General features: G+C 66.0%; 18 protein-coding genes and 1 tRNA gene. 11 read left to right on the top strand and 8 right to left on the bottom strand.

The window, feature by feature from the left end:
• Positions 1 to 51 precede the first annotated feature (51 nt).
• The gene (locus tag FA702_RS00680) at positions 52 to 624 is read right to left on the bottom strand and encodes a hypothetical protein (protein ID WP_136954594.1); all 573 of its coding nucleotides are present in this window, start codon (positions 622 to 624) and stop codon (positions 52 to 54) included.
• A 181-nt stretch (positions 625 to 805) separates the two neighbouring features.
• Here FA702_RS00680 and FA702_RS00675 point away from each other — a divergent pair, with 181 nt between their 5' ends.
• Positions 806 to 2,236, top strand: coding sequence for an FAD-binding oxidoreductase (locus tag FA702_RS00675; RefSeq protein WP_136954593.1), 1,431 nt, complete (start codon positions 806 to 808; stop codon positions 2,234 to 2,236).
• Positions 2,237 to 2,379: 143 nt separating this feature from the next.
• Positions 2,380 to 3,159 (top strand): SapC family protein, encoded by a 780-nt coding sequence (locus tag FA702_RS00670; protein ID WP_136954592.1) that lies wholly within the window; start codon positions 2,380 to 2,382, stop codon positions 3,157 to 3,159.
• A gap of 348 nt (positions 3,160 to 3,507) precedes the next feature.
• Here FA702_RS00670 and FA702_RS00665 read toward each other — a convergent pair whose 3' ends face one another.
• Entirely contained in the window at positions 3,508 to 4,470 is a 963-nt protein-coding gene (locus FA702_RS00665) for an N-formylglutamate amidohydrolase (RefSeq protein ID WP_136954591.1), read from the bottom strand.
• Positions 4,471 to 4,634: 164 nt separating this feature from the next.
• Between FA702_RS00665 and cpdR the strand changes: the two genes are divergently transcribed.
• The 4 genes from cpdR (at position 4,635) to FA702_RS00645 (ending at position 6,781) form a co-directional block, all read left to right on the top strand.
• A complete protein-coding gene (gene cpdR, locus FA702_RS00660; RefSeq protein ID WP_124808660.1) occupies positions 4,635 to 5,021 on the top strand; it encodes a cell cycle two-component system response regulator CpdR in 387 nt (128 codons plus the stop codon).
• A gap of 121 nt (positions 5,022 to 5,142) precedes the next feature.
• Positions 5,143 to 5,217 (top strand) — tRNA-Val (locus FA702_RS00655).
• Between the two features lie 236 nt (positions 5,218 to 5,453).
• Positions 5,454 to 6,356 (top strand): haloalkane dehalogenase, encoded by a 903-nt coding sequence (locus tag FA702_RS00650; protein WP_136954590.1) that lies wholly within the window; start codon positions 5,454 to 5,456, stop codon positions 6,354 to 6,356.
• Between the two features lie 11 nt (positions 6,357 to 6,367).
• Positions 6,368 to 6,781 carry a DUF1330 domain-containing protein gene (locus FA702_RS00645; protein ID WP_136954589.1) on the top strand — a complete coding sequence of 138 codons (414 nt, stop codon included), beginning with the start codon at positions 6,368 to 6,370 and terminating at the stop codon, positions 6,779 to 6,781.
• 35 nt (positions 6,782 to 6,816) lie between these two features.
• Here the strand turns inward: FA702_RS00645 and FA702_RS00640 are convergent, their stop codons facing one another.
• Together FA702_RS00640 and FA702_RS00635 are read right to left on the bottom strand one after the other, a co-directional pair.
• Positions 6,817 to 7,377, bottom strand: a complete 561-nt coding sequence (locus FA702_RS00640; RefSeq protein WP_136954588.1) for an MOSC domain-containing protein — start codon at positions 7,375 to 7,377, stop codon at positions 6,817 to 6,819.
• 58 nt (positions 7,378 to 7,435) lie between these two features.
• Positions 7,436 to 8,524: an MBL fold metallo-hydrolase gene (locus FA702_RS00635; protein WP_136954587.1), complete on the bottom strand. Its 1,089-nt coding sequence runs from the start codon at positions 8,522 to 8,524 to the stop codon at positions 7,436 to 7,438.
• A 117-nt stretch (positions 8,525 to 8,641) separates the two neighbouring features.
• Here FA702_RS00635 and FA702_RS00630 point away from each other — a divergent pair, with 117 nt between their 5' ends.
• Both FA702_RS00630 and FA702_RS00625 read left to right on the top strand, forming a co-directional pair.
• Positions 8,642 to 9,025, top strand: a complete 384-nt coding sequence (locus FA702_RS00630; RefSeq protein ID WP_136954586.1) for a hypothetical protein — start codon at positions 8,642 to 8,644, stop codon at positions 9,023 to 9,025.
• A 118-nt stretch (positions 9,026 to 9,143) separates the two neighbouring features.
• Positions 9,144 to 9,725, top strand: a complete 582-nt coding sequence (locus FA702_RS00625) for a TetR/AcrR family transcriptional regulator (protein WP_136954585.1) — start codon at positions 9,144 to 9,146, stop codon at positions 9,723 to 9,725.
• Here FA702_RS00625 and FA702_RS00620 read toward each other — a convergent pair.
• The gene (locus tag FA702_RS00620; protein WP_136954584.1) at positions 9,715 to 10,170 is read right to left on the bottom strand and encodes a MarR family winged helix-turn-helix transcriptional regulator; all 456 of its coding nucleotides are present in this window, start codon (positions 10,168 to 10,170) and stop codon (positions 9,715 to 9,717) included. The genes FA702_RS00625 and FA702_RS00620 overlap by 11 nt on opposite strands.
• A 128-nt stretch (positions 10,171 to 10,298) precedes the next feature.
• On the opposite strand from FA702_RS00620, the gene FA702_RS00615 reads away from it, so the two are divergent.
• Positions 10,299 to 10,727, top strand: coding sequence for an organic hydroperoxide resistance protein (locus tag FA702_RS00615; protein ID WP_136954583.1), 429 nt, complete (start codon positions 10,299 to 10,301; stop codon positions 10,725 to 10,727).
• An 84-nt stretch (positions 10,728 to 10,811) separates the two neighbouring features.
• On the opposite strand, the gene FA702_RS00610 is transcribed toward FA702_RS00615, so the two are convergent.
• Positions 10,812 to 11,576, bottom strand: coding sequence for a crotonase/enoyl-CoA hydratase family protein (locus FA702_RS00610; RefSeq protein ID WP_136954582.1), 765 nt, complete (start codon positions 11,574 to 11,576; stop codon positions 10,812 to 10,814).
• A 210-nt stretch (positions 11,577 to 11,786) separates the two neighbouring features.
• Between FA702_RS00610 and FA702_RS00605 the strand changes: the two genes are divergently transcribed.
• Positions 11,787 to 13,010 (top strand): NADP-dependent isocitrate dehydrogenase, encoded by a 1,224-nt coding sequence (locus FA702_RS00605; RefSeq protein WP_136954581.1) that lies wholly within the window; start codon positions 11,787 to 11,789, stop codon positions 13,008 to 13,010.
• Positions 13,011 to 13,141: 131 nt separating this feature from the next.
• Positions 13,142 to 14,926: a cation:proton antiporter gene (locus FA702_RS00600; RefSeq protein ID WP_136954580.1), complete on the top strand. Its 1,785-nt coding sequence runs from the start codon at positions 13,142 to 13,144 to the stop codon at positions 14,924 to 14,926.
• Positions 14,927 to 14,932: 6 nt separating this feature from the next.
• Here the strand turns inward: FA702_RS00600 and FA702_RS00595 are convergent, their stop codons facing one another.
• Together FA702_RS00595 and FA702_RS00590 are read right to left on the bottom strand one after the other, a co-directional pair.
• Positions 14,933 to 15,832 (bottom strand): glutaminase, encoded by a 900-nt coding sequence (locus FA702_RS00595; RefSeq protein WP_255504830.1) that lies wholly within the window; start codon positions 15,830 to 15,832, stop codon positions 14,933 to 14,935.
• A gap of 38 nt (positions 15,833 to 15,870) precedes the next feature.
• A complete protein-coding gene (locus FA702_RS00590) occupies positions 15,871 to 17,901 on the bottom strand; it encodes a S9 family peptidase (RefSeq protein ID WP_136954578.1) in 2,031 nt (676 codons plus the stop codon).
• Between the last annotated feature and the right edge of the window lie 216 nt (positions 17,902 to 18,117).

The raw sequence follows: 18,117 nt of genomic DNA, 5'->3' as shown, positions 1-18,117 counted from the left end.
AGAACTTCGGGCGCTTTCAGCACCGAACCCCGCGATGAAGACGTTTCGGGATCAGTTTTCCGGCACGAGTTCGCGCATGCGGCTGATTTCGCAGGTCGCCCCCGCGCGTGAATGAATGGTGTCGCGCCCGGCGCAAAGCATGCCGTCGGCGGTCTGCTCCACATAGAAGCCGAGGTAGAAATCCCGCGCGTTGCACGATTTGTCGAGGCTGGCGCCGATGATGCGGCGATCGCGCATGAACAGCACCAGGCGGTCCGCCACATCGCGCTGAACGCCGGCGATCCCGGCCACCGGCAGGCAATGCGCCGACTTGCGCTCGCGCAGCCGCATCGGCCCGGGCGGCGGCGGAGGCGGCGCGAACGAATCGCGGCCCGGCGCGCGCGGCGCGATGCGAATGATCAGGCGCTGCTCGATGCGGACCTGGTCCCAGGAATCCTCCGGAAACCCGCTTGCCCACTCCGCAAGCGGTCCCCCGCCGAAACCGCCGTCTCCGGCAAACCCGCCAAGCAGCGGCGGCCCTTCCGGCGCCACCGCCGTCGGCCACGGATCGCCCACGGCGTCGCCTCCCGCCACGGCGGGAAACAGCAGCGCGAAAGGCGCTAGAAATGCGGCAAGCACCATCATGGAAGGAAAACGGCCAACCTGATCCCTCATCCCGCACGCGAACACACGCCCCCCGGCAAGTCTCGCTGCGAATGCTGCTTCGTTACATCATCCTGTTGAACGGCTGCTTAACCCGATTGCCGGGCGGGATGACAAGCAGATTTGAATTGCAGCACCCCGGCGCGCGGCCTAGCGCTGCCGCATGTCCACATCCTTTTCGCCTACCGCCTTTCTGGAAGAAGCAACCGCCCTGCTCGGCCCCAAGGGCATCACCACCGATCAGGAGGCCATGGACGGGTGGCTGACCGACTGGCGCGGGCGCTTCACCGGCCGCGCGCTGGCCATGGCATCGCCCGCCGATACGGCTGAGGTGGCGGCTCTGGTCAGGCTCTGCGCCCGGCATCGCGTGCCGATCGTCCCGCAGGGCGGCAACTCCGGCATGTCCGGCGGGGCAACGCCCGACCGGACCGGCAACGCGCTGCTGCTCACCCTGCGCCGCATGAACGCCATCCGTACCGTCGACACCGAAAACCGCACCGCCACCTGCGAAGCCGGCGTCGTGCTGCAGGTCTTGCACGAAGCGGCCGAAAAGGAAGCCTTGCGCTTTCCGCTTTCGCTGGGCGGCAAGGGTTCGGCGACGGTGGGGGGCCTCATCTCCACCAATGCCGGCGGCACGCAGGTGCTGCGCCACGGATCGATGCGCGCGCTGGTGCTGGGGCTGGAAGCCGTGCTGCCGGATGGTTCCGTGTTCGATGCGCTCACCCCGTTAAAGAAGGACAATCGCGGTTTCGATCTGAAGCAGCTGCTGATCGGATCGGAAGGAACGCTTGGCATCGTCACCGCCGCCACGCTCAAGCTGGAACCGGCGGTTGCGGCGCGCGCGGTGCTGTGGGCGGGCGTGGAATCGCTTCCCATCGCCCGCACCCTGCTGCTCCATGCCGAAAGCGTCGCCGGCGGCGCGCTGGAGGGTTTCGAGGTGCTGCCGCAGCACAGCCTCGATGCGGTGATCGATTACCTGCCGACGGCGCGCGCGCCGCTGGCGGAAGCCCATCCCTGGCATGTCTTGATCGAACTGGTGGCCGATGCCGACCGCGCGGAAGGCCTGCCCGACCTGGCCGAGCGCCTGCTGATCAGCGCGTTCGAGGCGGGACTGGTCACCGACGCGACGATCGCCGCGAGCGAGACGCAGGCCGAACAGATGTGGCTGATCCGGGAATCGATCGCCCCGGCAGAGCGCGCGATCGGCCCGGCTGTCCAGCACGACATCAGCGTGCCCGTGGAGCGGATGCCCGAATTCGTCGAAACGGCCGTCCCGCTGATCGAAGCCGCGTGGCCCGGCACCAGCGCGGTGGCTTTCGGCCATCTGGGCGATGGCAACATCCACTTCCACGTCCTGGCGCCCGCCGGAGCCGATGGCGCGCAATGGCAGGCCGGTGACGGCAAGGCGATCAGCCGGCAGGTCCACGATCTCGTCACCCAGTGGAAGGGTTCGATTTCGGCCGAACACGGCATCGGGCAACTCAAGCGCGACGAACTGGAACGGCTGGGCGATCCGGTGGCGCTGCACATGATGCGCGCGATCAAGCAGGCCCTCGATCCGCAGGGGCTGATGAATCCCGGCAAGCTTATCTGAAACGCCACGCCGTGGCGCTGCAAGGGTGTGGATGCGTGGTTACCGGCCTTGCCTCGCCCCGATGGACCGCTTAAAGCCCCTGTTCCCGCCGGACCCGCGCCTTTCCCTGCGCGTTTTCGCGAAAGTTTTTTCGGAGAGACCTCATGGCCAGCGCGCCGCAAGCCAACCTTCCGTTGTTCTACAATGACCTGATGCCGCTCAACAGCCGCGATCACGCCACCTGGCATGCCCGTGGCGCCAATGCGGCGCCGTGGCTGATCGATCAGCATGCCGTGCCGCTGACGGTCGAAGAATTCCCGCAGGCCGCGCGCCACTTTCCCATCGTGTTCTCGGCGGGGGACAACCCGGTGCCGCTGGCGCTGATGGGGTTGAACGAAGGCGTCAACGTGTTCGTCGACAGCGAAGGCAAGATCGACCAGCCGATCTACCTGCCGGCCTATGCCCGCCGCTATCCCTTCCTGCTCGCCAAGCTCGATCCCAGCAGCGAGGAACTGTCGCTGTGCTTCGATCCGTCCTCCGGTCTGATCGGAGAGTTCGAGGAAGGCGACGCGCTGTTCGACGGTGATCAGCCTTCGGACGCGACCAAGGCCGCGCTGGAATTCTGCGAGCAGTTCGAACAGGCCGGAATGCGCACGCAGACCTTCGTCGATGAACTGAAGAAGCACAACCTGCTGATGGATGGCGAAGTCTCGATCCAGCAGACCGGGGTGGAACAGCCGTTCGTCTATCGCGGCTTCCAGATGGTCGATCAGGAAAAGCTGCGCGAAACCCGCGGCGACGTGCTGCGCGGCTGGGCGCAGAGCGGCCTGCTGCCGCTGCTCTACGCCCATGTCTTCTCGCTCGATCTGATGAGCACGATCTTCGGCCTGCAGGCACAGCAGGGCAAGGGTCCGGTTCCGGCGATTCCCGTTCCGGCGGAATGAATCACCAGCCGCACGCTGGAAACCAGCTTTATTTCAAGAGTGTGAATGCGGTGGTCGGATTAGCGTCCGGCCGCCGCATTTTTTTGCGCGCAGTCGCCAAAACGCAGCAAAAATTCCAAACGAAACCACTTGCGCGCCCATGGCGCCTCACCTATCTTTAGTACGTCGCATCGGTGCTCCCCTCATGGCCCGATGTGACTGGTGCACTTTGTGCACCTCCTCCCTGAACCTTGGCCACCTGGAGCATGTCTCCAGGTGGTTTTTTTATCGGGTTTTCATTTGGGCGGCACCGAAGCCCAAAGGCGATCGTCCACCCCGGCTTTCCTGCCAGTTTGCTCGCCTGCCAATCTACTCCGCCGCCGCCCGCCACCGTTCGCGTTGCCGATCGCGGCCCAGTTCGGCCACGTCGCCGGCGAGGCGCTGGACCAGCCCCACCAGCAGCGCGATCGTTTCATCCATGCCCGGCCCCGGTTCGCTGAAGCGGGCATCGAGGTAGCAGCGCCGGTCTATCTCGATCTGGATGCAGTGAATGCCTTCCTTGCGCTGCGCATGCCGCTCCAGCACGTAGCCACCGGCATAGGGCCGGTTGTGCGCCGCGAGCCGCCGCGCCGCCGCGAAGTGCGCGAAGGCCGAAGCGACCAGCGCGCCGGCACAGCTCGCCCCGAAGCGGTCGCCCAGCACGAATTCCGGCGCGGGCTCCGCGCCGCAATAGGCCGTCAGCGGCGGCATCGAATGCAGATCGATCAGCAGAGCCGCTCCCCAGCGGTCGCGCGTGTCTTGCAGCGCATCGCCCAGGGCGCTGTGATAGGGTTCGTGGACCAGAGCGATGCGATCGTCGAGTTCGGCCCGGTCCAACCGCCGCTTCCACAGTTCCCCCAGCCCCGGCAGCCGGCGCGGGATCAGGCCCAGCCCGGTGCGCGCCCGATGGGCAAGGCCCTGCAGGGCGGAAGAAGCATCGGGCGGCGGGCCGCCAACCATATCCCAGTCGATGTCGTCGGCCGCGCGGTTGAGGTCGATCATCGCGCGCGGCGCATGGGCGACCAACAGCGAGGCGCCGGTCTGCCGCGCCACCGCATCGGCCACGAGGTCGACATAGCGGTCTTCCAGGCGCAGCGCGGCGAACGCCGGGTGGCGCATCCGGTCCAGCAAGGTCCGGGCATAGCTGCGCCCGGCGTGCGGCACAGCGATGATGACGGGAATCGCGGACGGCTCCACCAGCCTCAGCGCATAGGCGGGCACATCCGGGCAGCCGGGCACTGCCCCGCCCTGCAGCAGGCGCGAATCGCCCCCTGGATCGCCTTCGTCACGCATGGAATAAAGCTGCAACTGATTCGCGGCTGTGTCAAAGTCGGCCACCGCGAACAAGGGCGCAGAAACTTAACCCATCCCGGTATATATTCGTTTCCTGCCATGCCTTAAACCAAAACGTTACGACATGGCCCGATGAGGCGACCACTCGAATCGCGAAGGTAATCATGATCCGGATTCTACTGGCCGAAGACGAAGAAGCGATGCGCACCTATCTTGCGCGCGCCCTGGAAAACGCCGGGTACAGCGTGGTTGCGGTCGATCGCGGAACGGAGGCCCTGCCCCTGCTGCGGTCAGAACACTTCGATCTGCTGCTGTCCGACATCGTCATGCCCGAGATGGACGGCATCGAGCTTGCCAAGCATTGCGCCGAGATCAGCCCCGAAACGCGGGTTATGTTCATCACGGGTTTTGCCGCCGTCACGCTCAAGTCCGATCGCGAGGCACCGCAGGCCCGTGTCCTGTCCAAACCGTTCCACCTGCGCGACCTGGTGCTCGAAGTCGAACGGGTCTTCGCCGATGGCGCGCTGACGGGGGCCGGGCCTTACGCCTGACAGCCCGTCAGGCGCGCGCACGGGATGGGGAAAAGAGCCTGCAAAAGTCTCTTGCCAGCATTCCCAAGCGCCGCTAATGGGCTGCCTCCCGCGCCGGAAACGGCCGGGCGCACGATGGTTCGGGCGTATAGCTCAGTGGTAGAGCACTATGTTGACATCGTAGGGGTCGCAAGTTCAATCCTTGCTACGCCCACCATCGAAAAAGCCCGCTAAGCCCCTGGCTTGAGCGGGCTTTTTTCATGGCGATCATGGCATTCGCCGACACAAGGCGCGAAACGCCCACCCCGCTGCGACTAGCACCACCTGCGGCGGCGCACGTCTCGCTCCCCTCCCGCCCGCGGGCGGGGTTGGGGGGGGAATGCCCCAACCGGCATTTGACCTCCGCGTTTATTATGGCATTATGCGTGCCACAATAATCAACTGGGGGATGCCATGGAGATCCTGCGCACGCCGGACGAACGCTTTGCCGGCCTGGATGGCTTTGATTTTTCGCCGCATTACAGCGAGGTGATCGACGGACAGGACGGTACGCGCCTGCGAATCCACCATCTCGACGAAGGCCCGCGCGATGCCGCGCCGGTGCTGCTCATGCACGGCGAGCCGAGCTGGTGTTACCTCTATCGCCGTTTCATCCCCGATCTCGTCGCGCGCGGTCATCGTGTCGTCGCCCCCGACCTCGTCGGCTTCGGCCGCTCCGACAAGCCCGCGCGGCGCGACGACTATACCTACGAACGCCATGTCCAGTGGATGAGCGACTGGCTGACGCAGCTTGATCTCACCGGCATCACCCTGTTCTGCCAGGACTGGGGCGGCCTGATCGGCCTGCGACTGGTCGCAGCCTTCCCCGACCGCTTCGCCCGCGTGGTCGTCTCCAATACCGGTCTGCCGGTGGGCGCGGGCGCAACCGACGGCTTCCGCGCATGGCTCGATTTCAGCCAGAACGTGCCGGTCTTCCCAGTCGGCATGATCGTCAACGGCGGATGCCATCGCGATCTTTCGCCGGCAGAAATCGCCGCCTACGACGCCCCATTCCCCGACGAAACCTACAAGGAAGGCGCCCGCCAGTTCCCCACGCTGGTACCGATCACGCCCGAACATGGCTCGGTGGCGGAGAACAAGGCGGCCTGGGACGTGCTGGCGCGTTTCGACAAGCCGCTGCTGACCGCCTTCGGCGCCGAGGATGCCATCACGCGCGGCGGCGAACGGCCGTTCATCGATCGCGTTCCGGGCGCGAAGGGGCAGGCGCATACCGTGCTGCAGAGCGCGGGCCACTTCCTGCAGGAAGATGTTCCCGCCGAGCTTTGCACGATCATCGACACGCTCATCCGCGGCTAAGGGAGGCCACCATGGAAGTCGTCAACGCCGTCACCCCCGGCCCCGAACAGATCGCCGCCTTCTTCGGCAGTGGCGAGGACGGGCCATTCGTGATGATCAACCTGCTCAAGTTCAAGCCGCACGCAACCTATGCCGATGGCAGCGAACCCGAACTGACCGGACGCGAGGCCTATGCCCGCTATGGCGCGGCGGTGCAGGCCTGTGTCGCCGCCGTCGGCGGTCGGCAGGTCTATGCCGGCGCGGTCACCGGCCTGATGATCGGCGAGGTCGGCGAATTGTGGGACATGGCGGCGCTGGTCGAATACCCCTCGCTCGCCGCGATGATGCAGATGATCCAGTCGCCGGAATATCAGGCCATCGAGAAGCACCGCCATGCGGGGCTGGCGGGCCAGCTCAATATCCGCACAAAGCAATTGGGCAAATAGCGCAAGGGGGAGGCAGACGCGCCTCCCCGCCGTATTCAAACCGGGACGAGCGGCAAGTGCGGTTCCGGCGGCAAGCGGACCTCGATGCCGTCCCCTACGGCGATGTCGCCGCCGGACAGGACCACGCTCATGACGCCGGCCTTGCGAATGAGTTCCCCGTCCGGCCCGCGATCGAGCACCGCGGCCAGCAGTCCCTTCTGGAAGGCCTCGATCTGTGCGCAGGGAATGCGCAGACCGGTCACTTCCAGCGCGACATCCGGCCCGATGTGCAGCACAGCGCCCCGGGGCAGTTCAAGCAGCGCGATCCCGGCCGTCACAATGTTCTCGCCAAGGTCGGCAGGCCCAACGGTGAAGCCCTTTTCGCGCAGTTCCTCGAACAATTCCGCATGGATCAGGTGGACCTGCCGCAGGTTCGGCTGGTCGGGGTTCGCCTTCACGCGGGAGAGGTGCTGGACCTTCTCGCCGGCATGAGCGTCACCCTCGACGCCGATCCCCTGGATCACCTTCACGCGCTCGATTGCCTGTTTCGAGAAGGCATGGTCGCCAGATAGCGCGAGCGAGACCACGCGGGCCGGTGCGGATGGCGCCTTGTCCATATCCGCAACGGCTATCGCGCGCGGCGGCCCGAAGCAACGGAAACCCGGCTACGTCGAATCATCTGACCGACCATGTACGCAGTTCCATGCCCTTGCCGCCGGCCGGCAGGCTGAACACCATGCCGTCCTCGCCCACCGTGATCGTGCCGTCGAATTTCTGGCGCGCGTTGCCGAGATAGGCGGGATACATCGCGCGCGTGGGCAATTGCGGCACGTTGTGGCTGAACACCAGATTCTTCACGCCGGCCTCCTGCGCCTCGGCCGCAGCGGCCTCTGGCGAGGTATGATAACCGGGGATGTCGCTCATGATCTTTGCGAGGCCCGGCTGTCCGCGCTTGCGCAGCGTCTGCTCCATCAGGCCGACCAGCCTGGGCTGCAACCCTTCATGCACCAGCAGGTCCGCGCCGCGCGCGTTGCGCACCAGCAGCGGCGTGGGGGCGGTATCGCCGCTGAACACGATCGAGCGCCCCTTGTAGTCGAAGCGATAGCCCACCGCCGGGTCGACCGGGCCGTGATCCACGCGGAACGCGGTCACGGTGAGTCCATCCCGCTGCAACACGGTGACGGGCGTGCCATCCCCCCTGGGCGGCAGCGCGAAAGGATAGGCGGTGCCGCCCCGGCCCGACGGCGGCGCGACAGCGGGGCCGTGGTGCGCGGTGCGATAGCCCCCGTCGATCGCATAGGCCTCGTTCATCCCGGCCACGACGCGCTCGGTTCCCGCCGGCCCGTAGATCGGCAGCGGCACGGTGGCGTTCGCCCCGGTCCAGCGCAGCAGCATCATCGGCCCCAGCCCGTCGATATGATCGGAATGGAGATGCGTGAGGAACACCGCTTCGACATGCCCATTGGGAATGCGCATCAAGGTCATGTTGCGCGCGCCGCCCTCACCCGCATCGACCACGAAGACATGCTTGCCGGCGATCACCACGCTGCACGGCTCGGCGCGGGTGGGATCGGGCAACGGGGAGCCGGAGCCGCACAGCGCCACATGCAGCCCCTCGGGCAGTTCCCGTGTCGCATCCACGCCGGCGCGCGCATCGATCGCCAGCCGTGCCATTGCCAGTCCGATCGGCGCCGGAAATGCCGCCAGCGCCAGCACGCCGGCCAGCATCGCTCCACCAAGGCCCCACTTCACCGCCCCGTGCATCCGCGTTCTCCCTTCCTGTTTTGCGAAAGGATACGCGATATTATGGCATTTACAATGCCGATATATTGCCACGCGCCCGGAACGTGGTAGTCTGGCGCAAACAGTGGGGAGAATGTCATGAAAAATGCCATGCGCGTGATCGCCGGCCTGCTCGGCCTGTTCAATGTGGCGATCGGCCTCGGTTTCCTGCTCGATCCCGCGATCGCGGGCCAGCGCTTCTTCCTGGCCTCGCTCGGCACGCAGGGAATGGCTACGCTGCGCGCCGATTTCACCGCGCTGTTCTTGGGCATGGGCCTGTTCGCGCTGGCCGGCGCCTGGAAGGCCAGCCGCGCGCTGTTGCTGGTGCCGGTCGTGCTGCTGCCGCTGGCGCTGATCGGGCGCGGCGTCAGCCTGATCGCCGATGGCGCGCCGGCAACGGCCGTTCCGCCGATGATCGTGGAAGCCGCGATGATCGCGATTCTGGTGCTGGCGGCGCGCAGTTTCGACGAAAAGCGGGGCTGAGCCACTCCTCGCCCCCCCCTTCACGCTTGACCGTTGCAATCGATCGCGGGCTTGGTAGGGCGCGAAACGGACATTCAGGCGCATTGGACATACGGGATTGCCACAGGAACAGGCCACCATGGACACTGCCGCGACGGACGGGCGCCGCAAGCGTTCGGAAACCAGCCGTCAGCGCATTGTCGAAGCGATGATCGCGCTGGTGGGCGAAGGGCATATGAGCCCCGGCGCGGAACAGGTGGCGACGCGGGCCGGCGTGGGCCTGCGCACGGTGTTCCGTCACTTTGCCGACATGGACAGCCTCTACGCCTCGATGGCCCTGCGGCTGGAGCGCGAATACGAAGACTGGCTCGATCCGTTCGAGGGGCCGGACTGGCGCGCCAAGCTGGCGGAAATGATCGAACGCCGGCTCAGCACCTATGAAAAGCTGATGCCCTACAAGCGCGCGGCCGATGGCCACCGCCATTCGCTGCCCACGATTCAGCGCAATTACGGGCAGCGGCTGGCGATGATGCGCGAACGGCTGGTCGCGATCATGCCCCCCGCGATCGCTGGCGATCCGATCCTGCTGGAAACGATGGACCTGCTGCTCAGCTTCGAAACCTGGCAACGCCTGCGGCTGGACCAGCACCTGCCGCCGGCGCAGGCGCGCGCGGTGATCGAAAGCGCGGTGACACGGCTGACCAAGACGGTCAGTCCCTGACCGCGCGGCGCAGCCCGGCGGCAAGTTCGTCGAGCGTCTGCGCCATTTGTCCCAGTCGCGCATGGTCGATGCCGATCGCCTCGCCGATCTGCGGCGGCACGCAGGCGATATCGACCGCCAGCGCCTTGCCCGCCTCGCTGAGGCTGACGCGCACCACGCGTTCGTCGCGCGTATCGCGCCGGCGCTCGACCAGCCCCGCCGCTTCCAGCCGCTTGATCAGCGGGGTCAGCGTGTTCGATTCCAGAAACAGCGCCTCGCCCAATTCGCTGACCGTCCGCCCGTCGCGCTGCCGCAGCGCGACCAGCACCAGGTATTGCGGATAGGTCAGCCCGAAACGATCGAGCACCTGCTTGTACAGGCGGTTGAACGCCAGCCCCGCCGCATAGACGGAAAAGCACAGGTAGCCTTCGAACGGGCCAGCGGCGGTCTGGGGAGTGTCTGTCATGCGCCCTATATAAATCGCACACGATTTAATCGCAAGGGATTGACGACTCGATGCAGCGAGTCCATATACATCGTACACGATTTAATCGTTTACGATTTCAATATCCCCCAAGCGAAAGGAAGCATCCCATGAGCACCAAGATCCTCTATTCCACCAGCGCCACCGCCACCGGAGGCCGTGATGGCCGCTCGCGCATCGCCGACGGTTCGCTGGACGTTGTGCTCGCAAGCCCCAAGGAACTGGGCGGCAACGGCCAGGGCAACAATCCCGAACAGCTGTTCGCCGCCGGATACGCCGCCTGCTTCCTGGGCGCGATGAAGTTCGCGGCGACGCAGGACAAGAGCCTGCCCCGCGTACCGGCGGATGCCACGGTGACGGCCACGGTCGGCATCGGTCCGCGCGCCGACAAGGGCTTTGGCCTCGCGGTTTCGCTGGAAGTGAGCCTGCCGGGCGTGGACCGCGCCGCCGCCGAGGAGCTGGTGGCCGAAGCCGACACGATCTGTCCCTACAGCCACGCCACGCGCGGCAACATCGAAGTGAAGCTCAGCGTCGCCTGAGGGCATTCCCCCAATGCAAAAGGCCGGACCATCGCAGGATGGCCCGGCCTTTCTGGCATTCGCGGCGCGCAAAGCAGCCGCGCGTTACTTGCCCTGCCAGTTCGGCTTGCGCTTCTCGGCAAAGGCCGCGGCGCCTTCGCGCGCGTCCTGCGAGGTGAACACCGGGGTGATGTAGGCCTGCTGCTTGTCCCACATGTCGGCCTCGGTCCATTCGTGCGAATCGCGCACGATGGCCTTCGACGCGGCCAGCGCCAGCGGGCCGTTTTCGGCGATGCGCGCCGCCAGTTCCTTGGCCGCCGGCAGCGACGGGCCTTCGACCACGCGGTTGATGAAGCCCAGTTCGTAGGCGCGCGCGGCATCGATGAAGTCACCGGTCAGCGCCAGTTCCATGGCGATGCGCGGCGGGATCTGGCGCGGCAGCTTGATGAGTCCGCCGGCGGCCGCGGCCAGGCCGCGCTTCGCTTCGGGAATGCCGAACTTGGAGGCGGAGCTGGCCACGATAAGGTCGCACGACAGCGCCAGTTCCATGCCGCCTGCCAGAGCATAGCCATCGACCGCCGCGATGATCGGCTTCTTCGGCGTCCATTGCGACAGGCCGCCGAACCCGCGCCCCGGAAGCGACGGCGATTCCCCACGCAGGAAGCCCTTGAGATCCATGCCGGAACAGAAGGTTCCGCCCGCGCCGGTCAGGATCGCGACCTGAAGGCCCGGTTCCGCGTCAAGCCGGTCCATCGCCGCGCTGATGCCTTCGGCCGCCGCCTTGTTCATGGCGTTCTTCGCGTCGGGCCGGTTGATCGTGACCACCAGGACGTTGCCGTCCACTTCGGTCAGCACTTCAGGTTCGCTCATCCCCATCTCTCCTGCAAATTGCCCGGACCTTTAACCGGTCACTTAAAATTCTTGGACCGGACCGCTTCCCGTGTCCAGAGGGAGCGGCCGGCGGGGATGCAGAAAATTGCGCTCTAAGACGGAAGTCCGGGGCGTCCTTGCCTTGCACCACGGCGCGCCTCTGCTAAGGGGAGCCTAACTTTTCTCCCCCAGACGAGGCACGGAACGGCTATGGCGAAGATCAAGGTGAAGAACCCGATCGTCGAAATCGACGGCGATGAAATGACGCGGATCATCTGGGAATGGATTCGCGAACGCCTGATCCTCCCCTACCTCGACGTCGATCTCAAGTACTATGACCTCTCGGTCGAAAAGCGCGACGAGACCAACGACCAGATCACCATCGATTCCGCCAACGCGATCAAGCAGTATGGCGTGGGCGTGAAGTGCGCCACGATCACGCCCGACGAAGCCCGCGTCGAGGAATTCAAGCTCAAGAAGATGTGGAAGTCGCCCAACGGCACGATCCGCAACATCCTGGGCGGCGTGGTGTTCCGCGAACCCATCGTGATCCAGAACGTGCCCCGGCTTGTTCCGGGCTGGACCGACCCGATCGTGGTCGGCCGTCACGCCTTCGGCGACCAGTACAAGGCCACCGACACCCTGATCCCCGGCCCCGGCAAACTGCGCCTGGTGTGGGACGGCGTGGACGGCGAGAAGATCGACCTCGACGTGTTCGACTTCCCCTCGCCCGGCGTCGCCATGGCGATGTACAATCTGGACGATTCGATCCGCGACTTCGCCCGCGCCAGCTTCAACTATGGCCTCGGTCTCGGCTGGCCGGTGTATCTTTCGACCAAGAACACCATCCTCAAGGCCTATGACGGCCGCTTCAAGGATCTGTTCCAGGAAGTGTTCGACAGCGAAGGCTTCAAGGAAAAGTTCGCTGCTGCCGGCATCGAGTACCAGCACCGCCTGATCGACGACATGGTCGCCTCCGCGCTCAAGTGGAGCGGCAAGTTCGTCTGGGCCTGCAAGAACTACGACGGCGACGTCCAGTCCGATACCGTGGCGCAGGGCTTCGGCTCGCTGGGCCTGATGACCTCGGTGCTGATGACGCCGGACGGCAAGACCGTGGAAGCGGAAGCCGCCCACGGCACCGTCACCCGCCACTACCGCCAGCACCAGCAGGGCAAGCAGACCTCGACCAACCCGATCGCGTCGATCTTCGCCTGGACGCGCGGCCTGATCTATCGCGGCAAGTTCGACGATACGCCCGATGTGGTGAAGTTCGCCGAAACGCTGGAGCGCGTCTGCATCGAAACCGTCGAAAGCGGCAAGATGACCAAGGACCTCGCCATCCTGATCGGTCCGGACCAGCCGTGGATGACCACCGAGAAGTTCTTCGAAGCGATCGTTGCCAACCTCGAAAAGGAAATGACGGCCTGGAACTGATCCAGCCGCGTTCCTGAAGGAAAAGCAAAAGAGGCTCCGGCACTGCCGGGGCCTCTTTCATTTTGTTGCTGGGGGTACTTTTCTCTACCGCCGGGGTTGGCAAGGCAGGTTAACGAAGGTTACGGTGCCGCATGGCCGGTTCCCTTGCTCCTTCGACTGCCCTTTCCGATGCCCTGGTCATTCTCGGTGCCGCCGGAATCGTCATCCCGGCCTTCGCCCGCTTCCGGATCACCCCGATCATCGGGTTCATTCTGGTCGGCCTCGCGGTCGGCCCCTATGGTCTCGGCTCGCTGGTCGCGCAGGTGCCGTGGCTATACCACATCACCATTTCCGATCCCGAGGCGATCGCGCCCTTCGCGGAGTTCGGCATCATCCTGCTGCTCTTCGAGATCGGGCTGGAACTGTCGTTCAACCGCCTGTGGGCCATGCGGCGGCTGGTGTTCGGGCTCGGCGCGATGGAGCTGGTCGGCGGAGCCCTGCTGATCGGCCTCGCCCTGATGGGGATCATGGGAGAAAGCCTTTACGCCGCGCTCGGGCTGGGCCTCGCGCTGGCGCTGTCCTCCACCGCGCTGGTCCTGCCCATCTCGGGCACGCAGGGTCCGGTCGGCCGCGCGGCGTTGTCGATGCTGCTGTTCGAGGACATCGCGCTCGTCCCGATCATCTTCCTGCTCGGCGCGATCGCCCCCACGGCGTCGGCCGATGGCGGCGCGGTGCTGCTCGATACGCTGTGGCGTGGCGGCATCGTCATCGTCGCGCTGTTGCTGGCCGGACGCTTTCTGTTGCCCAGCCTGTTCGCGCAGGCGGCGCAGACGAAAAGCCCGGAACTGTTCCTCGCCGCTAGCCTGCTCGTCGTCATCGTCGCCGCGCTCGCCACCGGAGCGGTGGGCCTTTCCCCGATCATGGGCGCGCTGCTCGCCGGCCTGCTGATCGCCGAGACCGAGTACCACAACGAGGTCGAGGCGATCACCAAGCCGTTCAAGGGCCTGGCGCTGGGCGTATTCCTCATCACCATCGGCATGGGCATAGACCTGCGCGTGGTGTGGGAGAACCTCGGCCCGCTGGCGGCCGGCGTGGCGGGCGTGGTCGTAATCAAGGCGCTCGTCACCGGCCTGCTGCTGCGCGTGATGGGCAAGGGCCGGGGCACCGCGCTCGAAACCGGCATTCTCATGGCCAGCCCTTCGGAAACGACCCTGATCGTGCTGGCCACGGCCACCCAGGCGCAACTGATTCTGCCGCAGACCGCGCAGTTCTGGCAGATCGTCACCGCCATCGGCCTCACCATCACGCCAGCGCTGGCCAAGGTGGGCGAAGGCTTCGCCAAGCGGCTGGAAGCGCGCGAGCCGGCCTCGGCCGACCTCCCGCGCGAGGAGCCGGCCGGCGACCGTGCCGTGATCCTCGGCTTCGGCCGCGTCGGGAGGTTGGTGGGCGAAATGCTGGCGGCCCACGATGCGCCCTATATCGCGATCGATTCCGATCCCCGGCTGGTGCGTGAAGCGCGCCTTGCGGGGCTGCCCGTGCTGTTCGGCAACGTCGCCAGCGAAACGGTGATCGACCGGCTTGACCTCGACCATGCCCGTGCGCTGATCGTCACCATGGACGAACCGGTGCTGGTCTCGCGCATCGTCAAGAAGCTGCACAAGCTGCGGCCCGACCTGCCGATCATCGTGCGCGCGCGCGACGCCGCCCATGCCGGCGAACTCTACCGCGCCGGCGCGACCCATGCCGTGCCGGAAACGCTCGAAAGCTCGCTGCAACTGTCCGAAGCCGTCCTTGTCGATCTGGGCGTGCCGATGGGGCCGGTGATCGCCTCGATCCACGAAAAGCGCGATGAACTACGCCAGCAGATCATGGCGGATGGTGATCTGACCATCGCGCCCAAGCTGAAGTCCGCCAGCCTGCGCGAAAGGACGGCCTGAATCGGATCAGGCAACCGGGCGCGGCTGGAACACCGACCAGCCCGTCCGCTGGGTCAGCCGTTCCAACGCCAACGCGCCCAGTTGCGAATTGCCCTTCTCGTTCAACCCCGGCGACCATACTGCGATCGACGCGATGCCCGGCGCCACCGCCAATATGCCCCCGCCCACGCCCGATTTTCCGGCAAGCCCGGTGCGGAACGCGAACTCGCCCGAATTGTCGTAGTGCCCGCACAGCATCATCAACGCGTTGATGCGGCGCGCGCGGCGTGGCGAAACGACGCTGAGGCCCGTGGCGGGGTTGCGCCCGTCGTGCATCAGGAACCGCCCCGCCATGGCCAGCTGGCGACAGCTCATCGCCAGCGCGCACTGGTGGAAATAGACGCCCAGCGTTCGCTCCACCGGATGCCGGATATTGCCGAACGCCCGCATGTAATTGGCCAGCGCGAAATTGCGGAAGCCGGTTTCCCGCTCCGCATTGGCGACGTGCTCGTCGATAGTCACGCTCTCGTCACTCGCCAGCGAGCGCACGAAGTGCAGGATGCTGCCAATCGCCTCGCGCGGTTCGTGCCCGGACAGCAGCACGTCGGCCACCACGATCGCGCCCGCGTTGATGAACGGGTTGCGGGGAATGCCGTGCTCGCTTTCGAGCTGGACGATCGAGTTGAAGGCGCTGCCCGATGGTTCACGGCCCACACGCCGCCACAGGGCATCGCCCACCGCGCCCAGCGCCAGCGTGAGCGAAAACACCTTCGAGATCGACTGGATCGAAAACGGCTCTTCCGCGTCCCCGGCCGTAAACACGTCCCCGGCGGCCGTCACCACCGCCATGCCGAAACGGTCGGGCGAAACGCAGGCGAGCGGCGGGATGTAGTCCGCCACCTGCCCTCGGTCGGTGGCCTCGCGCATTTCGGCGGCGATCTCGGCAACGATGGCGGCGATATCGCTCACTTCAGATAGCGCTTGTACCAGTCGGCAATCCGCTCGAACCGGTCGCGCAGGAAGCTTGGCCGCACAAGTCCGTGGTGTTCGCCGGGATACGCCACCAGCCGCGTCGGAACCCCCGTCAGCTTGAGCGCCTGATAGAGCTGCTGCCCACCGATCAACGGCACGTTGTCATCCGCCGTGCCGCCCAGGAACAGCGTTGGCGTCTTGATCCGGTCCGCATGGAGCAGCGGCTCGGAAAGGCGCGTCCACAGCGCCGTGTCCTGCCACGGTGGGCCAAGCTCCTGCACATATTGCTCGATATACTGGTCCACGCCGAAGAAGGCGAAGATGTTGCCCACCCCCGCGCCGCTGACACCGGCCTTGAAGCGGCTGTCGCGCACGATCAGATAATCGGTGAGAATGCCGCCATAGCTCCACCCACCGACGCCAAGCCGGGCGGGATCGGCAATGCCCTGCGCCACCGCCCAGTCGCTCGCGGCATGCAGGTCGAGCACTTCCTTGTTGCCCCAGTCGGCGGCGATTGCGGCGCCATAGGCATCGCCCCGGCCCGAACTGCCGCGATAGTTGACCGCGAGCACGGCATAGCCCTGCGCGGCGATCCATTGCCGCATCGTATCGATCTCGTGCGCGTCCTGCGCCGTCGGCCCGCCATGAATCCACAGCACGGTGGGATAGCGGCGCCCTTGCACATAGCCGGCCGGGAACGTCAGAATCCCATGCACTTCGCTGCCGTCGCTCGTCGTGGCGGCAAAATCGCGTACCGGCGACCAGGCAATGCCCGCGTTCAGCGTGCGGTTGTGCGCGGTCAGCGCGCGCATCGTCTTGCCTTCCAGCGCATAGACTTCGGGCATCGCGTCATCGCCGCTGGCAATCACCGCGCGCGGTGCCCTGGCATCGCGGCCGCCGCACTGGTCGAATACCGCCAGCCGGGGATCGCCCAGGCGCTGCACGCCACCCGTCGCCAGATCGAACACGGCGGGAACCTCATGCCGGTCCTCGGCCAGGATGGCGCCCACGCGCCCGCCACCAAGATCGACGGGCCGTTGCACATAGGTGCCCACCGATGACGCCACGATGCGTGTTTGCCCCGTCGCCAGCACCGTTTCGGCAAGGCGCGGCTGGCTATACTGATTGACCTTGGGCACATCGCCCACCAGATGCGCGATCTTCGTGCCGTCAGCGGACCAGATCAGCGACTGGCCCAGCGCCCCGGGAAGCTTCGCCACCACGCGCGGAGCCGCGCCCACCTTGGCCTCCACCACGCCGAGCCACTGGGTTGCCGGCGCAGCGGGATCGATCCCGTGGTTGGCAAGATAGGCCACGCTCTTGCCATCGGGTGCCCATTCCGCCGCGATGACATCGAACGAATCCGAGGCCGTCAGCCGCGTCTCGGTGCGCGAGGCCACGTCGAACAGCGCCAGGTGCGTATGGCTTTCGGCCGTGATGAAGCCCTGGCCGTCTTCCTTGAACTTCACGTCGTCGACCACGACCGGCAGCGGCCGCTCGGCATCGTCCTTGGGCGGCTCGGGCGCCGGATCGCTCAGCGTCAGCAAGACGCGGCGCGAATCGGGCGACCAGCGGAAGGCGGCAATATCGCCTTTCACATCGGTCAGCTTCTGCGCCTCGCCCCCTCGCCGGTCGAGCAGCCAGATCTGCGCCTGCTTGTCCTTGCCACGCTTCGAAAGGAACGCGATGGTCTTGCCATCCGGACTGAACGCGGGGGCGCTGGCGCTCTCTTCGCCGTCCGTCAACTGCAGCGCGGGCGCGCCCGCCAGATCGGCAAGCCAGATCGCCGAACGGTGCTTGTCCGCCTTCACGTCCGCATTGCTCACCACGTAGGCGGCCTGCCGGCCGTCGGGCGCGCAGGCCATTTCCGAGAGCGAGCGCATCGCGAGAATATCGTCAATCGTCACCGCGTGGCGCGCCGGCGTGGCATCCGCGGCCACCGCCAAAGCCGGCGGTGCGGCCAGCGCCAAGATCGTGCCACACCGCAGCACACGTGAAGCCTGGCGCCATTTCGCGATACCCATATCTTCCCCCAACAAACCCGTGACGCGGAGCGTAACCGGGCGGCCTCCTGTCGGCAATCGCTCCGGCAAAAAGGGTGCCCGGTGCGCAAACAGCCCGACACGGCGTGTAACGCCCAATACATTTTGCGACAAAGTGCCCCGAGCCTGACATACTCCGGTTACAACTTTCCTATAACTTTAGATCATGAATCTCTATATCTTCTCCGTCTGGGCAGC

The organism is Novosphingobium sp. EMRT-2 (assembly GCF_005145025.1).
Taxonomy (GTDB): Bacteria; Pseudomonadota; Alphaproteobacteria; order Sphingomonadales; family Sphingomonadaceae; genus Novosphingobium.
The sequence above is the reverse complement of the archived record's forward strand: the minus strand, read 5'-3'. Positions and strand labels throughout refer to the sequence as shown.